Raw genomic sequence first — 17,541 nt, forward strand, 5'->3', positions numbered from 1 at the left:
GGAATTGGGCTAATCATTTTAGCAATTGTTCCTGATAAAATTACTTGTTAAAGTAGAGCACCCTCCTTCTTTAATCTTGAGTTATTCATGATTTATTCAAATATTCTGGAAACGATAGGCCATACTCCGGTTGTGCGGTTAAATAAACTGGGAAAAGAACTCGATTGTGAGCTGTATGCCAAATGTGAATTTTTCAATCCAGGGGGTTCAGTTAAGGACCGTATTGGCTATGAAATGGTGAAAAAAGCAGAGGAGGAAGGCCGTATCAAACCGGGTGATACGCTGATCGAACCCACCTCAGGCAATACCGGAATTGGCATTGCGCTGGCAGGAGCTGTGCTGGGTTATAAAGTCATTATTACCATGCCGGATAAAATGAGCCAGGAAAAACAAGTGGCTCTGGAGCGTTTAGGGGCTGTAATCTACAGAACCCCGACTGAAGCCGCCTGGAATGCGCCTGAAAGCCATATTTCGCTGGCCAGCCGGCTGCAGAAAGAGATACCCAATTCGCATATTCTCGACCAATACGCCAATCCCAATAACCCCAATGCCCATTACCATGGAACAGCGGAAGAAATCATTGAGGATTTCGGCAAAAGCCTGACAATGGTCGTGGCAGGCGTTGGCACCGGTGGGACGATTAGCGGAATTGCCAGACGTCTGAAAGAATATAATCCTGAAATCCAGATAATCGGCGTTGACCCGATTGGCTCTATTCTGGGCGGCGGAGATGAAATTAAACCCTATGACGTGGAAGGCATTGGCTATGATTTCTTCCCCGATGTTCTGAATAACCAGCTCATCGACCGTTATGTCAAAATCAATGATGCAGACTCTTTTAATACAGCAAGACGTTTAATTCGCGAAGAAGGCTTATTGGTAGGAGGCTCCAGCGGAGGCGCCGCCTGGGCAGCGCTGCAGGCAGCTAAATCCTTAAAAAATGGGGACAAATGCCTGGTCATCCTCCCTGATTCAATTCGCAACTACATGAGTAAATTTGTCAGTGACGATTGGATGCGGCAACAGGGATATTTGAATCCATAGCGATCCTCTCGCCCCTCAGGGGAGAGAGTTAGAGACACTGCCATTAAGTTAATAAATTTTTTTGTTATTCCTGAGCCGGCGTGGGTGTAAACATAAGAGAAAATCCCCTTTCCCAAGTTTGGGAGAGGGCTAGGGTGAGGGTTGATTTTAAACCCTCTCTCTAACTCTCTCCCCCGAGGGGAGAGAGGATCTCTTAAAAATTAACGCATTCTCATTCCAGGAGATGGCTCTTGCTTCTTATTTTTTGAAGAGTACTTCTCCAAATTAGCAAATACCCTGTCTTCATTAAAAATTCCAAGGGATAATCCCTGAGCGATAGCATGGATGAAATCCAGAGCTGTATGCTCCTGGTAATCTCTCTGCGGCTTACTATTGATTGCTTCATGCTTGTTGGCAAGCCCAATGTTCCTGCGAAAAAATTTCTGAACACCATGTTCAATACCCGCATAGGGAACACGCAAATGATAATTAAAGCTATATTTCCATTCCTCAAGCAATGTTTCCCTGAGTCCCGTCTTATCAAAGCCTTTTGCGTTATATTGCACTTCCAGATTTTTAGCGCGGCGTAAATAATCTTGCCGCAATAATTGTCGGCTTTCTTTAATTTGAGCCTTCAGTTCGTCCATACTGGGCTCATTGGCTCGGCTTACTTCAGGCAACTCTGGCAAGGCCATAGCAGCATTATACTTTTCAAAAACGGCAATATTGGCTACATGTGGTCGATAAAGCTTGTCCTCGACTTGCAGTTTAAGTTTCGCAGCAGGCGTCACGCCTTCCGGTGGTGAAGAATGATGAGTAGCATGAAATTCTTTACCTGGCTCCACTTCAAGTATCTTAATGGATAAACTTAAACGTTTTGCCAAGGCATCCCTTACCACATTATCATTGATTCGGGTGTCAGACTGCCTCATTTCTGCCACCGATGAAAGCGGTTCAGAAAACGCATCCTGATAAGCAACCGGGTCAGAAACCAACTCATCGACAGTGATCTGGCGAAGGGTAAAGCCCAAATCTCTCACAAACTGAGTGATGGGCTGTTGTGCCATTAGCTGTCTTAAACGTTTCACATAAGAATCAGCTCGTTCAAGCTGCTGGGGCTTCGGAAAAAGAGGTTTATGGTATTCGAGGATCTGCTGAATCAGTCCCTCATGCTTTGCTGGATTATCCAAAGCTTTGCTGATAATTGCGGCCGCTGCAGAACGAAAGAAACAATCGTTCTCTTCACCAACATAAATATATCCTGCCTGCTGCTTGTCAGCGGATTGGATGACAGGCCGGACAAGTGAAGTGATACCTGGGGCTTGTCTAAAAAATGTCGATGTCGTCGCTATGGCCATGACACCTCTCCTCTTACCTGTATGATTCCATTCTAATCAATATAGATTAAGGAAATATTAATTTGTATAGAAAAGCCTGTTGTCTTTGCGAACAAAGTGAAGCAATCCTGACATTGAACAAAGTCAGGAGTTGCTTCGCTGACGCTCCCAAAGACAGTTTTTGTGTGCACACCGGACTATTGGCTGCAATTTTGCTGAATAAACTGAACGACTTTCTGATAAAAGGCCTGCCCCCATAAATCATTATGCCCTCTGTGTTGAACCCGAATAAATTCCTTGGGCTGATTGGCGGCATCAAAGAGCTCAACCCCCTGAGCATAGGGCACTATTATGTCCTGGTCTCCGTGAAGTATCAGCAGGGGGCTTTTGACGTCCTGAATACGCGAAAGGGAATCATACTTATCCCAGGGAGAAATCAGTATCAGCGGATAATGGTATCTGGCGACAGCGCTTAACGAAGTAAATGGACTTTGCAGAATTACAGCACATGCGCCATGATTTACTGACAAATAGGTAGCCACTCCAGTGCCGAGCGATTCACCGTAAATCACCAGATGTTTATCGGTTACACCCTGCTGTCTTAAAAACGCTCTTGCCGCTTCAGCATCCTGATAAAAACCTTTCTCTGAAGGAAAGCCAGGATTACCCGAGTAGCCACGGTACTCCAAAAGAAAGACGCCAAATCCATGATTAATCAATTGCCTTGCCATCGGCATGCGCATCCCAATATGGCCACCATTGCCATGCAGAAAAAGAACGGTGGCTTGTCCGGATTTAGCCGCTTTGTACCAGGATTGCAATGTCAGTCCATCGCTTGTCCGCAATGGTACTACCTGCATATCCTTCGCTTGGAAACTCGCAGGACTTGGCATCAGTTTTGCTGGAAAATAGATTAGTTTTCTTTGATAAAAAAAGATAAAAAGCGTTCCCAGCAGAATAAATAAAATGCTAAAGAGGGCAAAATTTTTTAACATGAAGAACCTTTTACAATGAAAAATTGCAGCGGAACTCTAATATTAACAGGCGTGCCAGTTCTGACAACCAGGAGGGCCTATGGAACTAATGCGAGACCAGGAAATAGCTAAACTGAAAGAGCTGTTACGGCATACTGGTGAATTTATTGCTTATTTTGAACTGGCAGAGACGAAAATGATTGCCTGGCGGCAAGATATTGAAGAACAGGCGCATAATCAGCATCTGAAGATAGAGCAGAAATTACAAAATCTGCATCAGGAACTGGAATCCCTGCATGAAGTCCTCACCCAGGCCGGTCTGGCGCGCTTCAGGCTCAGTGCTGAGCAAACGTTAGTACAGGGAGAAAAACATCTTGCTATGCTGGAAAAAGCCAGTCAGCAAATGCTCGTGGAAATTGCCAGCCAGCTGCGGGAATTTAATAAAAATTTTCACAAACAACTTAATTTAATTGAACAACACACCCAGCAGGCTATCGCAAAAATTGATCAGCAATTGGCGGATTATGATGCACACTATTTCAAACGGATTGCCAATGAGAGCTGTGTCCAGGTTGAAAAAGTAGCGACTCGCGCCATTCAGAAAAGCACAGGCCTTCTACGCTCATTTCAATGGCGTTCAGTGAGCCTCGCCTTGATTGTCACCTTTATTACCAGCTTGTTTATCGGGCTTTACATCAGCAATGAAATGCCTTGGGAAATGCATCAGCATGCCCGAAACGAGCGTGAGGCGGGTAAAGTCTTGCTAAAGGCCTGGCCTAACCTGTCCCATCAGGAAAAAAACAAGATTCTGAATACTGCCTCAATGAATAAGAGCTGATATGTGGACTTTTCTTGGTATAGCGGCCATCCCTTTGTTGATGATTCATATCAAAAAATGGCGCAAAGGATGGCGGCTGAAGCAATGGCGTAATGGCCTAAACCTTGATGCACATGAAAAGGTATTCAATCAATTATATCAATCGGTTAGCGGATTTCATCTTTCCAAGGAGGCCCGTGCTCACAATGATTCGCCGGAATATGTATACGGAGAAATTGAGTTTCAATCATTTATTGCCTTGCTGTCTTTATGCAAGCCAGGGCCTGCTACCATTTTCTATGATTTAGGCAGCGGAACCGGCAAAACAGTACTTGCCTGTGCGATGGTGTTTCCAGTTAAAAAAAGCGCGGGAATAGAGCTGTTTGAAAATCTCCATTGCAGCGCCCTGCGGCAGCAGGAAAAACTAAAAGCAATGCTTGCTTATGAAGAAAGTTATCATCATATTCATTTTGAAAATAATGATATCTTTTCTGCTGACTTTTCCGATGCAAACATAGTCTATATTAATGCCACCGCCTTTTTTGGCGAGCGCTGGCAGCACTTAAGTCATGTACTGGAAGGCATTGCCGCCGGCAGCCTGGTGCTCAGCACCAGCAAAGCACTGCAATCCTCTTTGTTTACTCTGATACGCATTGTCAGAGTGCAAATGAACTGGGGCGAAGTCGATGTTTTTATCCAGCAAAGACAGTAATAAAAAGTTCAGGCTATTTACTATTTGCAGACTCATAAAATCTTGTTACAGTTAATTGATAAGATTGAATAATTTTTTTGCGAGTCTATACTGATTAATAGAGTAGTACTTTAAGCTCTTAGCTGAAGCCTTTTGGGCAAGAGCCTTCTGAAACGCGGCCAACCGAGGTAGGTATGATTAAATCGCAACTCATAGCAAACCTAGCTGCAAAAATGACTCACTTGCCCGAAAAGCAAGTCAGTGATGGTATCAATCGTATTCTGGAATTAATGAGTGAAGCACTTATTAGCGGTCAACGGATTGAAATTCGTGGCTTTGGCAGTTTTTCATTGCATTATCGTCCACCCAGAAATGCCCATAATCCTAAAACAGGTGAAAAAGTTATCACTGAGGCTAAATATAGTCCCCACTTTAAGCCAGGAAAAGAGCTACGTGAGCGGGTAGACAGTTCCAGGGAAACCATCCCGTTGCAGGATGAGGAAGACGACGAATAGGGATTAATGCAGCCGTAGCCTCGGTAAGCAAAGCGCACCCAGGGAACGGCTATTGGGCATTAACCGCTTGAGAACCTGGGTAAGCTTCGCTTACCAGGACAACGTCAGGTTCGCGGCAAAGTAACCCCGGTTTGCCCCTGATACTTGCCGTGACGGTCGCGATAGGAAACAGAACAGACCTCATCAGACTCGAGGAATATCATTTGCGCCACCCCTTCATTAGCATAAATTTTAGCGGGTAGAGGGGTCGTGTTAGAAAACTCCAGAGTGACATGCCCTTCCCATTCCGGCTCAAGCGGTGTGACGTTCACGATAATGCCGCAGCGCGCATAAGTCGATTTACCAAGACAAATCGTCAGAACATTGCGTGGAATACGGAAATATTCCACAGTCCTGGCTAAAGCAAAGGAATTGGGGGGGATAATGCAAACATCCGATTTGACATCAACAAAGCTGTTGGCGTCAAATGATTTGGGATCAACGATTGCTGAGTTAATGTTTGTAAAAATTTTAAACTCATCCGCACAACGCACGTCATAACCATAACTGGACACACCAAAGGAAATAATACGACCGTTGCCGGTGTCTCGTACTTGTTCCGACTGGAACGGGGAAATCATCCCGTGTTCCAGTGCCATTCTGGTAATCCACTGATCCGATTTAATTGACATAACTGCCTCGATTCTAAATTCTAAAACTACCTTCTACCATTCTCGCAGGATGGAAGCAAGCAGGATCAAGCGGCACAAACCGACTGTGGCAACTCCTGCAGGAAGGTTTTGGTCGTAGCGTCGCCTTTCTCAAAGAAACGATGCTTATTGTAGAGAGCCTTTTCGGCTTCTTCTTCAATTTTGGCCTTCAGATTCAGCTTTGGAGAATCCTCTTCGCTTAGAGCCGTCTTTTGTTTCGCCAGTTGACGCAGCTCCTTCTGGAAGCTGTTCAGACCCTCAGTTTTTTCCTTGACTATTTTGGAATTAAAGGCAGAACTGAAATGTTTTTTCTGGAAATTATCCACTTTATAGAGGGTATGCTCAATTTCCCAGTCCTCAGAGACAGCTTCAACCGGCTCTTTCAATTCGATAGAGGTTTCTGCTTTTCGCCCTGTTTGCTGATACCAGGCCTGTTTGAAACTTAAGACCTCGCGGGGATTCGCTGGATCATTCGGGTTATTAAACTGGCTTGCTCCCCAGGCATAAAGCGTTGCCAGCAAAAATACAGGAGAAAGTACAAATTTCAATATGAGGGTAGGCGCATCGTCATTATCATGGCTATGCCCTCCTTTTGCACTCAGACGATCTTTTAAAGCATGTTTTAATTTGAAATCATCATGCTTATGCTCATGGCTGCCGGGGAAGAAATAATGCCAGTCCTCACCCAGTTCACTTATGGTTCCCAAACCTGCAGACACAGTTTCCGGAATCCCGGGCACGCGATCGGAAGTGACGCCAATGCTAATCAAATGCCCTAAAAATAAAATCAGACGTAGAGGGGCCAATAAAATATTAATGACCAGACGGAATGGATTGATGATCTGTAGCCAGTTTTCCTTCTGACGCAGTTCAGCCCAACCTTGCCTGATATCGTTTACCAATTCTCTAAACCAGGATTTCTTACTTTTCAGAGCGCCTTCGATAATTTCAAAGGTATTGCTGGTATTTTCCAGATTAAAAAACACTGCAGAAAGGCCTGTGATAATGGGATTTATGATCCCCATTACGAATACGGGGATTTTACCCATCCAGGCAAACAAAGGACGCGAGTTCTTAACCACTGTCCACCAGGTACCAGCCGTACAAATCGTTAAAGCAATGGCCAGCCCCACCAGGAGTACGGAAGTCGCTGCCAGGAAAATACTTCGCCAATTGACTTCTTTGACTAAATTATCACGAATCTTGTAATACCATTGTCGCAAAGTATCATTATTGATCATGTCCGTAATGGCATTATAGGTTAGAAAGCCGTATGCAGCCCCGGCAATGATAGCCATTGGAAGAATGAAGGCCGGTAACACGGAAAACGGTATCGCCGCCAGTAAAGGAATAGCAGCAAATTCTCCAACCAGGAGGTAAGTGGTTCCCGCCCCCATGAAAAGACCCGCAAGAATACTGAATGCACCGGCTAGACGGTAGTATAGACGACGTCTTGTAAACAACTCCTGCACTTCATCCTGACCTCTGGCCTTCAACCATTGGCGAAGCTCCTGCTGATAGGGAGTGAGGTCCTCTTCCTCATCATTCTTGGCAAAGAGTTGTTCAGCAAACCATTTTTCCATATCGCTGAGTTTTTTCTCAATCTTTTTCTTTTTGAGACGACCTGCTTCGTCTAAAGGATCCTCACCAAAGGCATGAAGACGCTCCAGCATTTTTTTATAATCTCTGAAAAACTCCGGCCCGTTTGCAAGCTCTTCTCCTTCTTTAGGAAAGTTATTAAGCAAAAACTCCTTGGCCAGATGGCGTTCCAGATAATCACGTTTAAAACCCAGCTTACCGAGCGCGCCGGTGATATTCTGCATGTATATTTCGTATTCGTAAGCAACAGAGAGAAAGAAGGCGCCGAAAGCCAGAGGGAGAACGGGCCAAAGAACAAACATACCGCCAAAACTCAGGAAGCCGAGAATAAGGCTGGCTCCAACAGTTAACAGAAGGAGAAGCAGATAATAGGGTATTTTTTTTGATTTCATTTTTAGCCCGTGTTTACCATCCAAAAGAATTTGCAACTTTATAACAAATGAAAATGATTATCAATAAGGAAACGGGCAATTATGACACATATTGTTCTTAATAAGCGACTTTTATTGGTGAGATTTATAAGGCAAGCTGTTGATTAATCTAGCATAGAGTCGATTTTGACCGCCTGGATGAATTCTTAGGAAAAATTTAGGATTACAATCTTGAAGTCATCATGTACTATCTGTAGGCATCGTAAAACATTTTCTCAAACAGCCTGTTGAGTACCCTCCTATCAGCGCTTGCAGCAGACATGTTTTATGACGAATTAAGCCATTTATCAATTAAGGAGTAATGATGCGTTTGAATCAATGGATGACTTTTCTTTCCACTGGGTTAATGCTGATAACCAATCCTCTGGCAGCACAAAGCCAGGCTCATATGGAACAAATACAGGTCCCGCAATGTCTTGCAGCTAAAATGCCTTCGCAATTTGAAGTCCTTGCGGAGAACAACGAGTTTAAGATTATCAATCTGCCTTCTGACGAGCTTCAAAGTATCAGCTTGCTGGCTGACCAATTGAATTGTGGTCGATTTGTTAATGTGAGCGGACAGTTAAGTAACAAAACTGGCAATCAAAAAGCAGATGCTGCTCATCACCTGCTGACAAAACCTGCCTTAAAGCAGAACACGCTCTTAAAGAACGAGTTTAAACTCAAGCATCGTTCGGCGGTTATTGAAGCGCTCGAGCAAGTTAAATCCGAGAATATTTTAAAAACTCTTAAGCACCTGACTGATTATGAGAATCGTTCCGCTACCAAAAATACCGGAGTTCAGGCCGCTAAATGGCTTAAGTCAGAGTTTCTACAAATGGCAAAAGAAGCAGGACGTACCGATGTGGATGCCTATTTTGTCAAAACGGGCGTGTGGTATAAGCAGCCCTCTCTGGTTACGGTAATAAATAAAGACAGCCGATCTCCCGGAATAGTGATTGGCGCGCATATGGACACTCTTGATGGCCGTATGCCCGGAGCCGGGGATGACGGCAGCGGATCGTCAAGCGTCATGGAAATTGCAAGGGTGTTACTGAACTCACATCAGGAGTTTAACCGTCCAATCTATATCATCTGGTATGCTGCGGAAGAGCGCGGTCTGGTCGGTTCTCAGTATGTAGTCGAGCATTTTGAGCAGGAACATATTCCTGTGCTTGCCGCAGTTCAATTTGATATGACCGGTTTCCGTAATGATCGCAATGATCCTACCATGTGGGTTTTCCGCGATTACACCAATGATATGTTAACGGATTATCTGTCTGAGTTAATCAAGACTTATATTGGTGTTCCTGTGGCTGAATCAGAATGTGGTTATGGCTGTAGCGATCATGCTTCATGGACAGCAGCTGGGGTTCCTGCAGCATTCCCCTGCGAGACTGATTTTGAACACCATAACCAGAAAATTCATACCTCTGGCGATACAATGGATCGTCTGACTCCTGAACATATGGTTAATTTTGCCAAATTAGGCTTGGCTTTTGCCATCGAACTGGCAAGTGATTAATTAAAACCTCCTCACTTCGCCGCATCAATCACACCTGATTCTAAGCGGGGCGCGATTGATGCGGTGGGACACTGACTTCATTCAGATCACAATAGACAATCTTAATCACAGGCTGTCATTGGTAATGACTTACAAATATAACCATAATCACTAGGTTCTGTGAACCAATTTTATTGTGAGCGAAAATGCGGATAATTGAGTGCCAATATGTTTTTGAATGAGGCGAATAGCGAGTCCTATTTAACGAATTCAAAGGCATATTGGCACCAGTTAGCCGCATTTGCAGCCACAATTAAAATTGGTTCACAGAACCTAGATGCATGGCGTTTTTTACCATATATAATATGAGCAAAAATTTAACTTGAGTCAGATAAATGAAACCCGCTTTACATAATGATATTCAGAATGCTCAGTACAATGCGAGCATTCAAGCGCTCGTTCCGGAAGCTTCCTCTTATTCCTGCATTTTATCAAGCATGAGAAGTGCGAGTGGCTCGGCGAGTAGTGACAGTGAGGTTCTTGATCTTCTTGAAATACCAACAGTTCCTGATACCACCGAGACCATAGAATCTGTTTCATCAACAAGATTCTGTGCAATTCTCTAATCCCACGGACTGACAGGAACTATTTGACATTTCGATAAGCATGCATAGATTTAAGAAACTCATGATAAACGCTTAAATACAAAAAATATTCTAGCCATGAAAAAATAGAAAGAAGGCCAGGGACGCTCCTCCTAGCCCTTAATGAAATGCTGTGATAAATCTTCCTCCGGAAGATTAATGTATTTATCAGAGACATTATTGAAATGCTCTATGCTTGGAGAAGGCTTTTGAACAGAGGTATTTTCATGCGCTTTTTTGGATTCCTGGTGTTTCCTTATCGTCAAATGTCCCTTTCCCCCCTGCCTTTGTAACGGAGTTTTATAGACAAAGGGAAAATTCAGCGCGTCTTCACCCTCGATTTCAAAATCATATTTAGTCAACATCTTGACCACCGAAAGCGCCTCACCAAGAGCAAGTCGAAGTCCCGGGCAACGCCGTCGGCCTGTTTTAAATGATAGAAAGCTGCCCTCTTTCTCCTTCTGAGCAGGATGGATAGCTTGTGGTGTATCAGCGAACAAGCAGGCATTGTAGTGATTTCCCTGAGAGTCTACTGGCAGCCAGCGCTCAGGAAAAATATCTTTGGCGGTTACTAGTTTTTTCCCCAATGATGCCTCCCCTTCTGCGGACAAATAAATATCGGGAAAATTGCTGCTATCCTGATGGATTGCTTCAAGCGGCATTAACAAAAGAGCACCGCGTGGAAACGTGATTGACTGACCATCCTGCTTAAGCTCGAAAGGCTCTTGTACCACTTCAGGGATCGCTGGAGCAGGAGGAAGTATGCGCAATGCCTCCAATATGACTGCCTCGGTATAAGACAGTTTTTCCTCGCCTCCCCAGGTGGAAAGTCTGGAGTGGTCAAAATCAGCGGTGGCTAATTCCTGGCGGACCATTTTTAAAATCCTTGGATCCTGCAGCATAATTCTAAGCGTTGTGATTAGCAGGGTCGCAGTCGCATCAAAACCCAGCAGCGGGATAAACAGACTTTCATTAAGCGCATCAATGACCGCGGAGGATAACGCACAAGTATCCCCATGGCATTTTGCAAATTCGATTAAGTTTGAGCAATCACCCCCTGCTAAAGGGCGTTTCGGATCAATCCCTTGGCTTAGCAGGTCCTTCTCCAAAGCTTTCTTATCCAGAACATGCGCGGTCATTAAACGATTAAGCCAGCTATCCGTCGCGCAGAGTTCTCGTTTCAGGTCCTCATGCTGCAGAAGTAAGCAGCCAAAATTAAAAATCTTTTCTCGCAGGCTCCATAATTGCATTTTCTCGGCATCGGATATGGGCTCAATATCAAACAAACAGCCCATCAGTTCCTGAGTTAAACTGGGATGATAGAGTTTTTCAAATACCTCAATACTTTTTTTACTAAAATAATTATACAGCAGCACACGCCTGGACAGCGTATCCATAACCTGGCCGAGTGTTTTTTTATGTGGATTCACATCCGCACTTTGCAATTCAAAAAACTCTTCTATCAAAGTCTCCAGCTCATAGCGATTTTCCTTATTTTTCCGATGAAGCAGGTCTTCATTACGCCGCAAGATAGCTCCTCGCAGATTATCATGACCAGGTGTACCATTTTTTGAAGACATCAGATTATGCGGGCCTAGAATATGATCAAGGCGGTTAAACAAAGGGGTCTGGCCAAATTTGCCCTGCAAGGCTTTAGTGTTGTAAATCTGGTGAATCAGAGCAGGTTTTGCAATGACATACACCCGAGAGAGATTGGGTAAAAGAAAAAGACTGATGCCTTTATGATTGGGCTGTAATGATTTTTTACCTACATCAACCACGAATTGCATAAAGGTTTCCTGTATTTTTTCTTTACTTAATTCAGGCTTTTCAGTGGATTGTAATTTTTCACTAAACAGTGTGGCCGTTAATTTTAAGTAAGAGACAGGATGAGGGAAAGTTAAGGTAGACTGGACTATTCTTCGATAAACATAAGCCACTGTAAGCAGCATTAAACCTAAATATAAAATGAATTGCATAATAGTTTCCTGTTTTATTTGCGTACAGATGAAACGACATACAACGATATCATCTGCAGGTTAAAGCCCTGCAAAAGATCAACATTTAAACATGAAATTCGATTAATGTACAGAAGAGCCTTTTTTTGATCGATCAAAATGAGCCCACCCTCCTACTGACAATACCTATTTTTAAATAACGCATTGCCAGTTTATTTTTTCGCAAAGGAACTGTTTTGAACTATCAATGAGGAGGTTTATTTCCTTTATTTACAGGCGGACAATGATATTCTGCGATAACTTCTCCCTGAGCATCCACAGTTTGCAAAAGAACTGGAAATTTCCAAAGCGTGTACAGATGCTTCAATACTTCCTGGGTATTATCCCCCAAGGGCGAGCGGTTTTGCTGAATATAGCGCAATGTAAGGCTTCGATTCCCTTCGACATCCACAGAGTAGACCTGAATATCAGGCTCCAGAAAACCGAGATTATACTGGCGGGACAAAGCTTCACGAATTAACTGATAACCCTGCTCATCATGGATTGCCCCAACCATTAAATCAGGCTGGCGGTCATCGTCCACGATATGAAACAGTTTGAGATCCCGAATTAGCTGCGGTGAAAGGTATTGGGCAATAAAACTTTCATCCTTATAGTTACGCATGGCGGTATCGAGACTGCTTAGCCAATCGGTATTTGCGAGATATGGAAACCATTGCTTGTCTTCCGCGGTAGGATTCTCACAAATCCGTTTGATGTCCTGCATCATGTTATAACCCAGAGTATAGGGGTTAATACCGCTAAAATAAGGGCTGTTAAAGGAGGGCTGCATAATCACATTGGTATGGCTTTGCAAAATTTCCAGCATAAACTCATCAGTGACCAGGTTTTCATCATAAAGTGCATTAATCAGGGTGTAATGCCAAAAACAGGCCCAACCTTCATTCATTACCTTGGTTTGTCCCTGCGGATAAAAATACTGAGCTATTTTTCGTACAATCCGAACAATTTCCCGCTGCCAGGACTTCAAAAGGGGCGCATTTTTCTCAATAAAATAAAGAATATTTTCCTGTGGATCTTCTGGGAAGCGTTTCTTTTGACCATTACTGTCTACCCGCTTGCTTTGCGGGATGGTTCGCCATAATTCATTGACCTGTGATTGCAAGTATACTTCGCGATTCTGCTGACGAATTTTTTCTTCCTGTACCGAGAGGATAGCGGGATGCTTGTAACGGTCAACACCATAATTCATTAATGAATGGCAGGCATCAAGAATCGATTCGACCTCATCAATTCCATAACGCTCTTCGCATTCACTGATATAATTACGGGCAAATACCAGATAATCAATAATCGCGTCGGCGGAAGTCCACATTTTGAAAAGGTAATTGCTTTTAAAAAAGGAATTATGGCCATAGCAGGCATGGGCGATAACCAGCGCCTGCATCGCCATTGTATTTTCTTCCATCAGATAAGCAATACAGGGATTGGAATTGATAACTAGCTCATAGGCCAATCCCATCTGACCCCGCTTGTAACTTTTTTCAACCCCGACAAAATGTTTTCCAAACGACCAGTGGTGATAACCAATCGGCATGCCCACCGAAGCGTAGGCATCCATCATTTGCTCGGCGGTAATGACCTCAATCTGGTTGGGATAAGTTTCCAGTTTGAAATCTTTGGCCAGCCGGCCTATTTCGCGATCATAGCTCTGGATTAAGTCGAAGGTCCACTCGGCCCCTTTTGACAGCGGCTCTTTTTTCATGCGGTCTTCCTTTTAAACAGTTCACGAAATACTGGATAAATATCAGCTACATTATCGATATTTTCCATAGCGAAATTAGGATATAGCTCATGCACTTTCTGATAAACCTCCCAGAGACTCTGATGATGACGCGGCATAATTTCAATATAGGCGAAATATTGCAGTAGCGGCATAATTTTTTCCTGCAACAATTCCTGACAGTATGGTGAATCGGCATTCCAGTTATCACCGTCAGAGGCCTGGGCCACATAAATATTCCAGGCAGAGACCGGATAACGCGCCTCAATAATAGTACTGAGTAACTCCAGTGCACTGGAGACTACTGTGCCTCCCGTCTCTCGCGAGTAAAAGAACTCCTCTTCATTGACTTCCTTGGCGGAAGTATGATGGCGTATAAACACCAGTTCAATTTTTTCATAATTCTTGGTCAGAAACAGATACAGTAGAATGAAGAATCGTTTGGCAATATCTTTTTTTGCTTCATCCATTGATCCGGAAACGTCCATTACACAAAACATAACCGCCTGCGTTGAAGGGGCCGGAACCTTTACCCGATTGTTATAGCGCAAATCAATGGTATCGATAAATGGAACCGCTTTCAGTTTTTTCTTAAGAAATTCAATTTCATGCTGCAATTCTAATATCTGAAACTTTTCGGCATCAGGATTTGCCTGCAGGTGCTCCATCTCTTCTTCCGCCTGCCGCAGACGTTTTTTATAAGAGCCGCCCAGGGCCATACGCCGCCCGGTAGCCTGCCGCATTGAGCGGACAACATTGATATTGGTCGGAATACCGCTGCTGGTTACACCGGCTCGAATAGTTTTATAGGTTGTTAACTGCGCCAGTTCTTTTTTAATTAAATCAGGAAGCTCCAGATCTTCAAAATAGAGATCCAGGAACTCTTCACGAGATAACTGAAATACAAACTCATCTTCGCCTTCACCGCTGTTACTGGCCTGACTCCCGCTGCCACCGCTGCCGCCGCCATCGGGTCTTCGAATTCGATCACCGGCAATAAACTGATCATTGCCAGGCAAGACTCGTTCAACTCGCCCGCCTCTGCCACGGTGAAATTGCGGCTCAGAAATATCTTTTGCCGGGATGCTTATCATTTCGCCCTGATCAATCTCGGTGATGCTGCGTTTTCCTACAGCATCAGAAACGGCACGTTTTATTTGGTTTTTATAACGTCTCAGAAAGCGCTGGCGATTGACTGTGCTCTTTTTGCCGGCATTCTGTCGTCGATCAATTAATTGCGACATACGCTCATCCTATTCAAAATACCAGTTTCCAAGCATTAGCTAAGCAAAAATCCTCTCTCCCTCAGGGAGAGAGTTAGAGAGAGGGATTTAAAAACAACCCTCACCCTAGCCCTCACTGCCATTAGTTAAGCTCAGTTGTATATAAACTGTCCTCCCCGCGAAGGCGGGGATCCATCTCTGAGCTCGCTATAATGCCAATTGAGGAATGGATTCCCGCCTTCGCGGGAAAGACAAATTTCCTTAACTTAATGGCAGTGACCCCAGCCCTCTCCCAACTTTGGAGAGGGGATTTTCTATTATTGCGACTTCCTCACTCTTAAATACCATTCGCACAGCAAGCGAACCTGTTTTCGGGTGTATCCTTTATCAACCATACGCGCGATAAACTCTTCATGCTTCTTCTTGTCATCTTCCGATGCCTTGGCATTGAAGGAAATAACCGGGAGTAAATCTTCCGTATTGGTGAACATTTTCTTTTCGATTACTGTTTTCAGTTTCTCATAGCTGTTCCAGATTGGATTTTTTCCATGATTATTCGCTCTGGCTCTTAATACGAAATTAACGACTTCGTTACGGAAATCTTTGGGATTGGAAATGCCTGCTGGCTTCTCAATTTTCTCCAGTTCCATATTTAAAGAACTGCGATCAAAGATTTCACCCGTATCAGGATCACGATAATCCTGATCCTGGATCCAGAAATCAGCGTAGGTGATATAACGATCGAAGATGTTTTGTCCGTATTCTGAATAGGATTCAAGATAGGCCGTTTGAATTTCCTTGCCAATAAACTCAACATATTTCGGGGTTAAATGCTCTTTGATAAAAGTCAGATACTTCTCATGCTGCTCCTGGGGAAATTGCTCCTGCTCAATTTGTCTCTCCAGAATGTACAAGAGGTGAACCGGGTTGGCTGCCACTTCGCTGTGATCAAAATTAAATACTTTGGACAGGATCTTGAATGCAAACCGGGTTGAAATACCACTCATACCCTCATCAACTCCGGCAAAATCCCGATATTCCTGATAGGACTTGGCTTTCGGATCGGTATCTTTGAGACTTTCACCATTATACACGCGCATTTTGGAGTAGATGCTGGAGTTTTGCGGCTCCTTCAGGCGAGTCAGTACGGAAAATTGGGCCAGCATATCCAGGGTTCCTGGTGCGCAAGGCGCATCGGTTAAAGAACTATGATCAAGCAGTTTCTGGTAAATGCGTTTTTCCTCGGAGACCCTCAAGCAATAAGGTACTTTGACAATGTTAATCCGGTCGATGAAGGCTTCATTGTTTTTGTTGTTACGGAAGGTCTGCCACTCTGATTCATTGGAGTGAGCGAGAATTATACCTTCAAAAGGAATCGCGGAAAGGCCTTCAGTCGCATTATAGTTACCTTCCTGAGTAGCTGTCAGCAAGGGGTGCAGCACTTTAATGGGTGCTTTGAACATTTCCACAAACTCGAGCAAACCACGGTGAGCTCGGCACAGACCGCCAGAGAAACTGTAAGCATCCGGGTCATCCTGAGAAAACTCTTCGAGCTTACGAATATCGACCTTACCGACCAGAGAAGAAATATCCTGATTATTTTCATCACCCGGCTCGGTTTTGGCGACCGCAATCTGCTTTAGACGCGATGGCTTGACCTTAATAACTTTGAATTTGCTGATGTCGCCATTGAACTCATGGAGGCGTTTGACAGCCCAGGGAGACATCACATAGCGCAGATAACGTGAAGGAATGCCAAATTTCTCATAGAGCAGTTCCGCATCTTCCTGGGGATCAAATAAGGAAAGTGGTGACTCATACACTGGCGAACCTTTGATGGCGTATATCGGCACCTTCTGCATTAAATCTTTCAGTTTTTCAGCCAGTGAGGACTTACCGCCCCCTACAGGACCCAGTAGATACAGTACCTGTTTGGTTTCTTCCAGACCTTGAGCGGCATGCTTTAAAAATCCAACGATAAGCTCAATTGAGTCTTCCATGCCAAAAAATTCTTTGAACACAGGATACTGGTGAATAATTTTGTTAGAGAATATGCGTGACAGTACCGGATCATGGCGGGTGTCAATCACTTCGGGTTCCCCGATAGCCATTAACAGACGCTCTGCCGGGTTCGCATAGGCAGAGGGATCCTGGCTGCATATCTCAAGATATTCGTCGAGTGTGAATTCCTCTTCTTTGTTATCCACATAGCGTTTGGTGTAACCAGCTAAAAAATCGTGCGTATTCATCACTTATCCCCTTTTACAGATCCCTACCGGGAAATCCGCGAGTCTTTCTCATTCTAATTTTGCATTTCGCTGGTAAAAGCGAGACACTATCTTCCTAAATTTAGTATAGGATCAAATAAGGCTTG

Annotated in this window: 14 protein-coding genes; 6 read left to right on the forward strand and 8 right to left on the reverse strand. The window is 44.1% G+C overall.

The genetic code is table 11. The features are described from left to right. The first annotated feature begins 87 nt into the window (after window positions 1–87). Window positions 88–1,044 (forward strand): pyridoxal-phosphate dependent enzyme, encoded by a 957-nt coding sequence (locus B1207_RS07795; protein WP_112219424.1) that lies wholly within the window; start codon window positions 88–90, stop codon window positions 1,042–1,044. Between the two features lie 200 nt (window positions 1,045–1,244). On the opposite strand, the gene B1207_RS07800 is transcribed toward B1207_RS07795, so the two are convergent. Together B1207_RS07800 and B1207_RS07805 are read right to left on the reverse strand one after the other, a co-directional pair. Next, window positions 1,245–2,381, reverse strand: a complete 1,137-nt coding sequence (locus tag B1207_RS07800) for a hypothetical protein (RefSeq protein WP_112219425.1) — start codon at window positions 2,379–2,381, stop codon at window positions 1,245–1,247. A gap of 176 nt (window positions 2,382–2,557) precedes the next feature. Continuing rightward, window positions 2,558–3,355 carry an alpha/beta hydrolase gene (locus B1207_RS07805; RefSeq protein WP_112219426.1) on the reverse strand — a complete coding sequence of 266 codons (798 nt, stop codon included), beginning with the start codon at window positions 3,353–3,355 and terminating at the stop codon, window positions 2,558–2,560. Between the two features lie 79 nt (window positions 3,356–3,434). On the opposite strand from B1207_RS07805, the gene B1207_RS07810 reads away from it, so the two are divergent. From B1207_RS07810 to B1207_RS07820, 3 genes are all read left to right on the forward strand, one after another. Continuing rightward, complete coding sequence (locus tag B1207_RS07810; protein WP_112219427.1) at window positions 3,435–4,172, forward strand: hypothetical protein; 738 nt, start codon at window positions 3,435–3,437, stop codon at window positions 4,170–4,172. 1 nt (window position 4,173) lies between these two features. Then, a complete protein-coding gene (locus B1207_RS07815; RefSeq protein WP_112219428.1) occupies window positions 4,174–4,863 on the forward strand; it encodes a hypothetical protein in 690 nt (229 codons plus the stop codon). A gap of 122 nt (window positions 4,864–4,985) precedes the next feature. Then, on the forward strand, window positions 4,986–5,357 hold the full coding sequence (locus B1207_RS07820; RefSeq protein ID WP_367379936.1) for an integration host factor subunit beta: 372 nt from the start codon (window positions 4,986–4,988) through the stop codon (window positions 5,355–5,357). A 104-nt stretch (window positions 5,358–5,461) separates the two neighbouring features. On the opposite strand, the gene dcd is transcribed toward B1207_RS07820, so the two are convergent. Beyond that, on the reverse strand, window positions 5,462–6,028 hold the full coding sequence (gene dcd / locus B1207_RS07825; RefSeq protein WP_058507148.1) for a dCTP deaminase: 567 nt from the start codon (window positions 6,026–6,028) through the stop codon (window positions 5,462–5,464). A 65-nt stretch (window positions 6,029–6,093) separates the two neighbouring features. Next, the gene (locus tag B1207_RS07830) at window positions 6,094–8,037 is read right to left on the reverse strand and encodes a hypothetical protein (RefSeq protein ID WP_253255809.1); all 1,944 of its coding nucleotides are present in this window, start codon (window positions 8,035–8,037) and stop codon (window positions 6,094–6,096) included. Between the two features lie 343 nt (window positions 8,038–8,380). Between B1207_RS07830 and lapA the strand changes: the two genes are divergently transcribed. Further along, window positions 8,381–9,580, forward strand: coding sequence for an aminopeptidase LapA (gene lapA, locus B1207_RS07835; RefSeq protein WP_112219430.1), 1,200 nt, complete (start codon window positions 8,381–8,383; stop codon window positions 9,578–9,580). Window positions 9,581–9,954: 374 nt separating this feature from the next. Then, complete coding sequence (locus B1207_RS07840) at window positions 9,955–10,185, forward strand: hypothetical protein (protein ID WP_112219431.1); 231 nt, start codon at window positions 9,955–9,957, stop codon at window positions 10,183–10,185. A gap of 131 nt (window positions 10,186–10,316) precedes the next feature. Here B1207_RS07840 and B1207_RS07845 read toward each other — a convergent pair whose 3' ends face one another. From B1207_RS07845 to B1207_RS07860, 4 genes are all read right to left on the reverse strand, one after another. Continuing rightward, entirely contained in the window at window positions 10,317–12,182 is a 1,866-nt protein-coding gene (locus B1207_RS07845) for a cytochrome P450 (RefSeq protein ID WP_112219432.1), read from the reverse strand. Window positions 12,183–12,405: 223 nt separating this feature from the next. Continuing rightward, window positions 12,406–13,926, reverse strand: coding sequence for a SpoVR family protein (locus B1207_RS07850; protein ID WP_112219433.1), 1,521 nt, complete (start codon window positions 13,924–13,926; stop codon window positions 12,406–12,408). Beyond that, window positions 13,923–15,188, reverse strand: a complete 1,266-nt coding sequence (locus B1207_RS07855; RefSeq protein ID WP_112219434.1) for a YeaH/YhbH family protein — start codon at window positions 15,186–15,188, stop codon at window positions 13,923–13,925. The genes B1207_RS07850 and B1207_RS07855 overlap by 4 nt, the downstream gene beginning before the upstream one ends. A 296-nt stretch (window positions 15,189–15,484) precedes the next feature. Next, the gene (locus B1207_RS07860; protein WP_112219435.1) at window positions 15,485–17,416 is read right to left on the reverse strand and encodes a PrkA family serine protein kinase; all 1,932 of its coding nucleotides are present in this window, start codon (window positions 17,414–17,416) and stop codon (window positions 15,485–15,487) included. Window positions 17,417–17,541 lie beyond the last annotated feature (125 nt).

It is taken from the genome of Legionella quinlivanii, from assembly GCF_003265995.1.
In the GTDB taxonomy this organism is placed as follows: Bacteria; Pseudomonadota; Gammaproteobacteria; order Legionellales; family Legionellaceae; genus Legionella_C; species Legionella_C quinlivanii_A.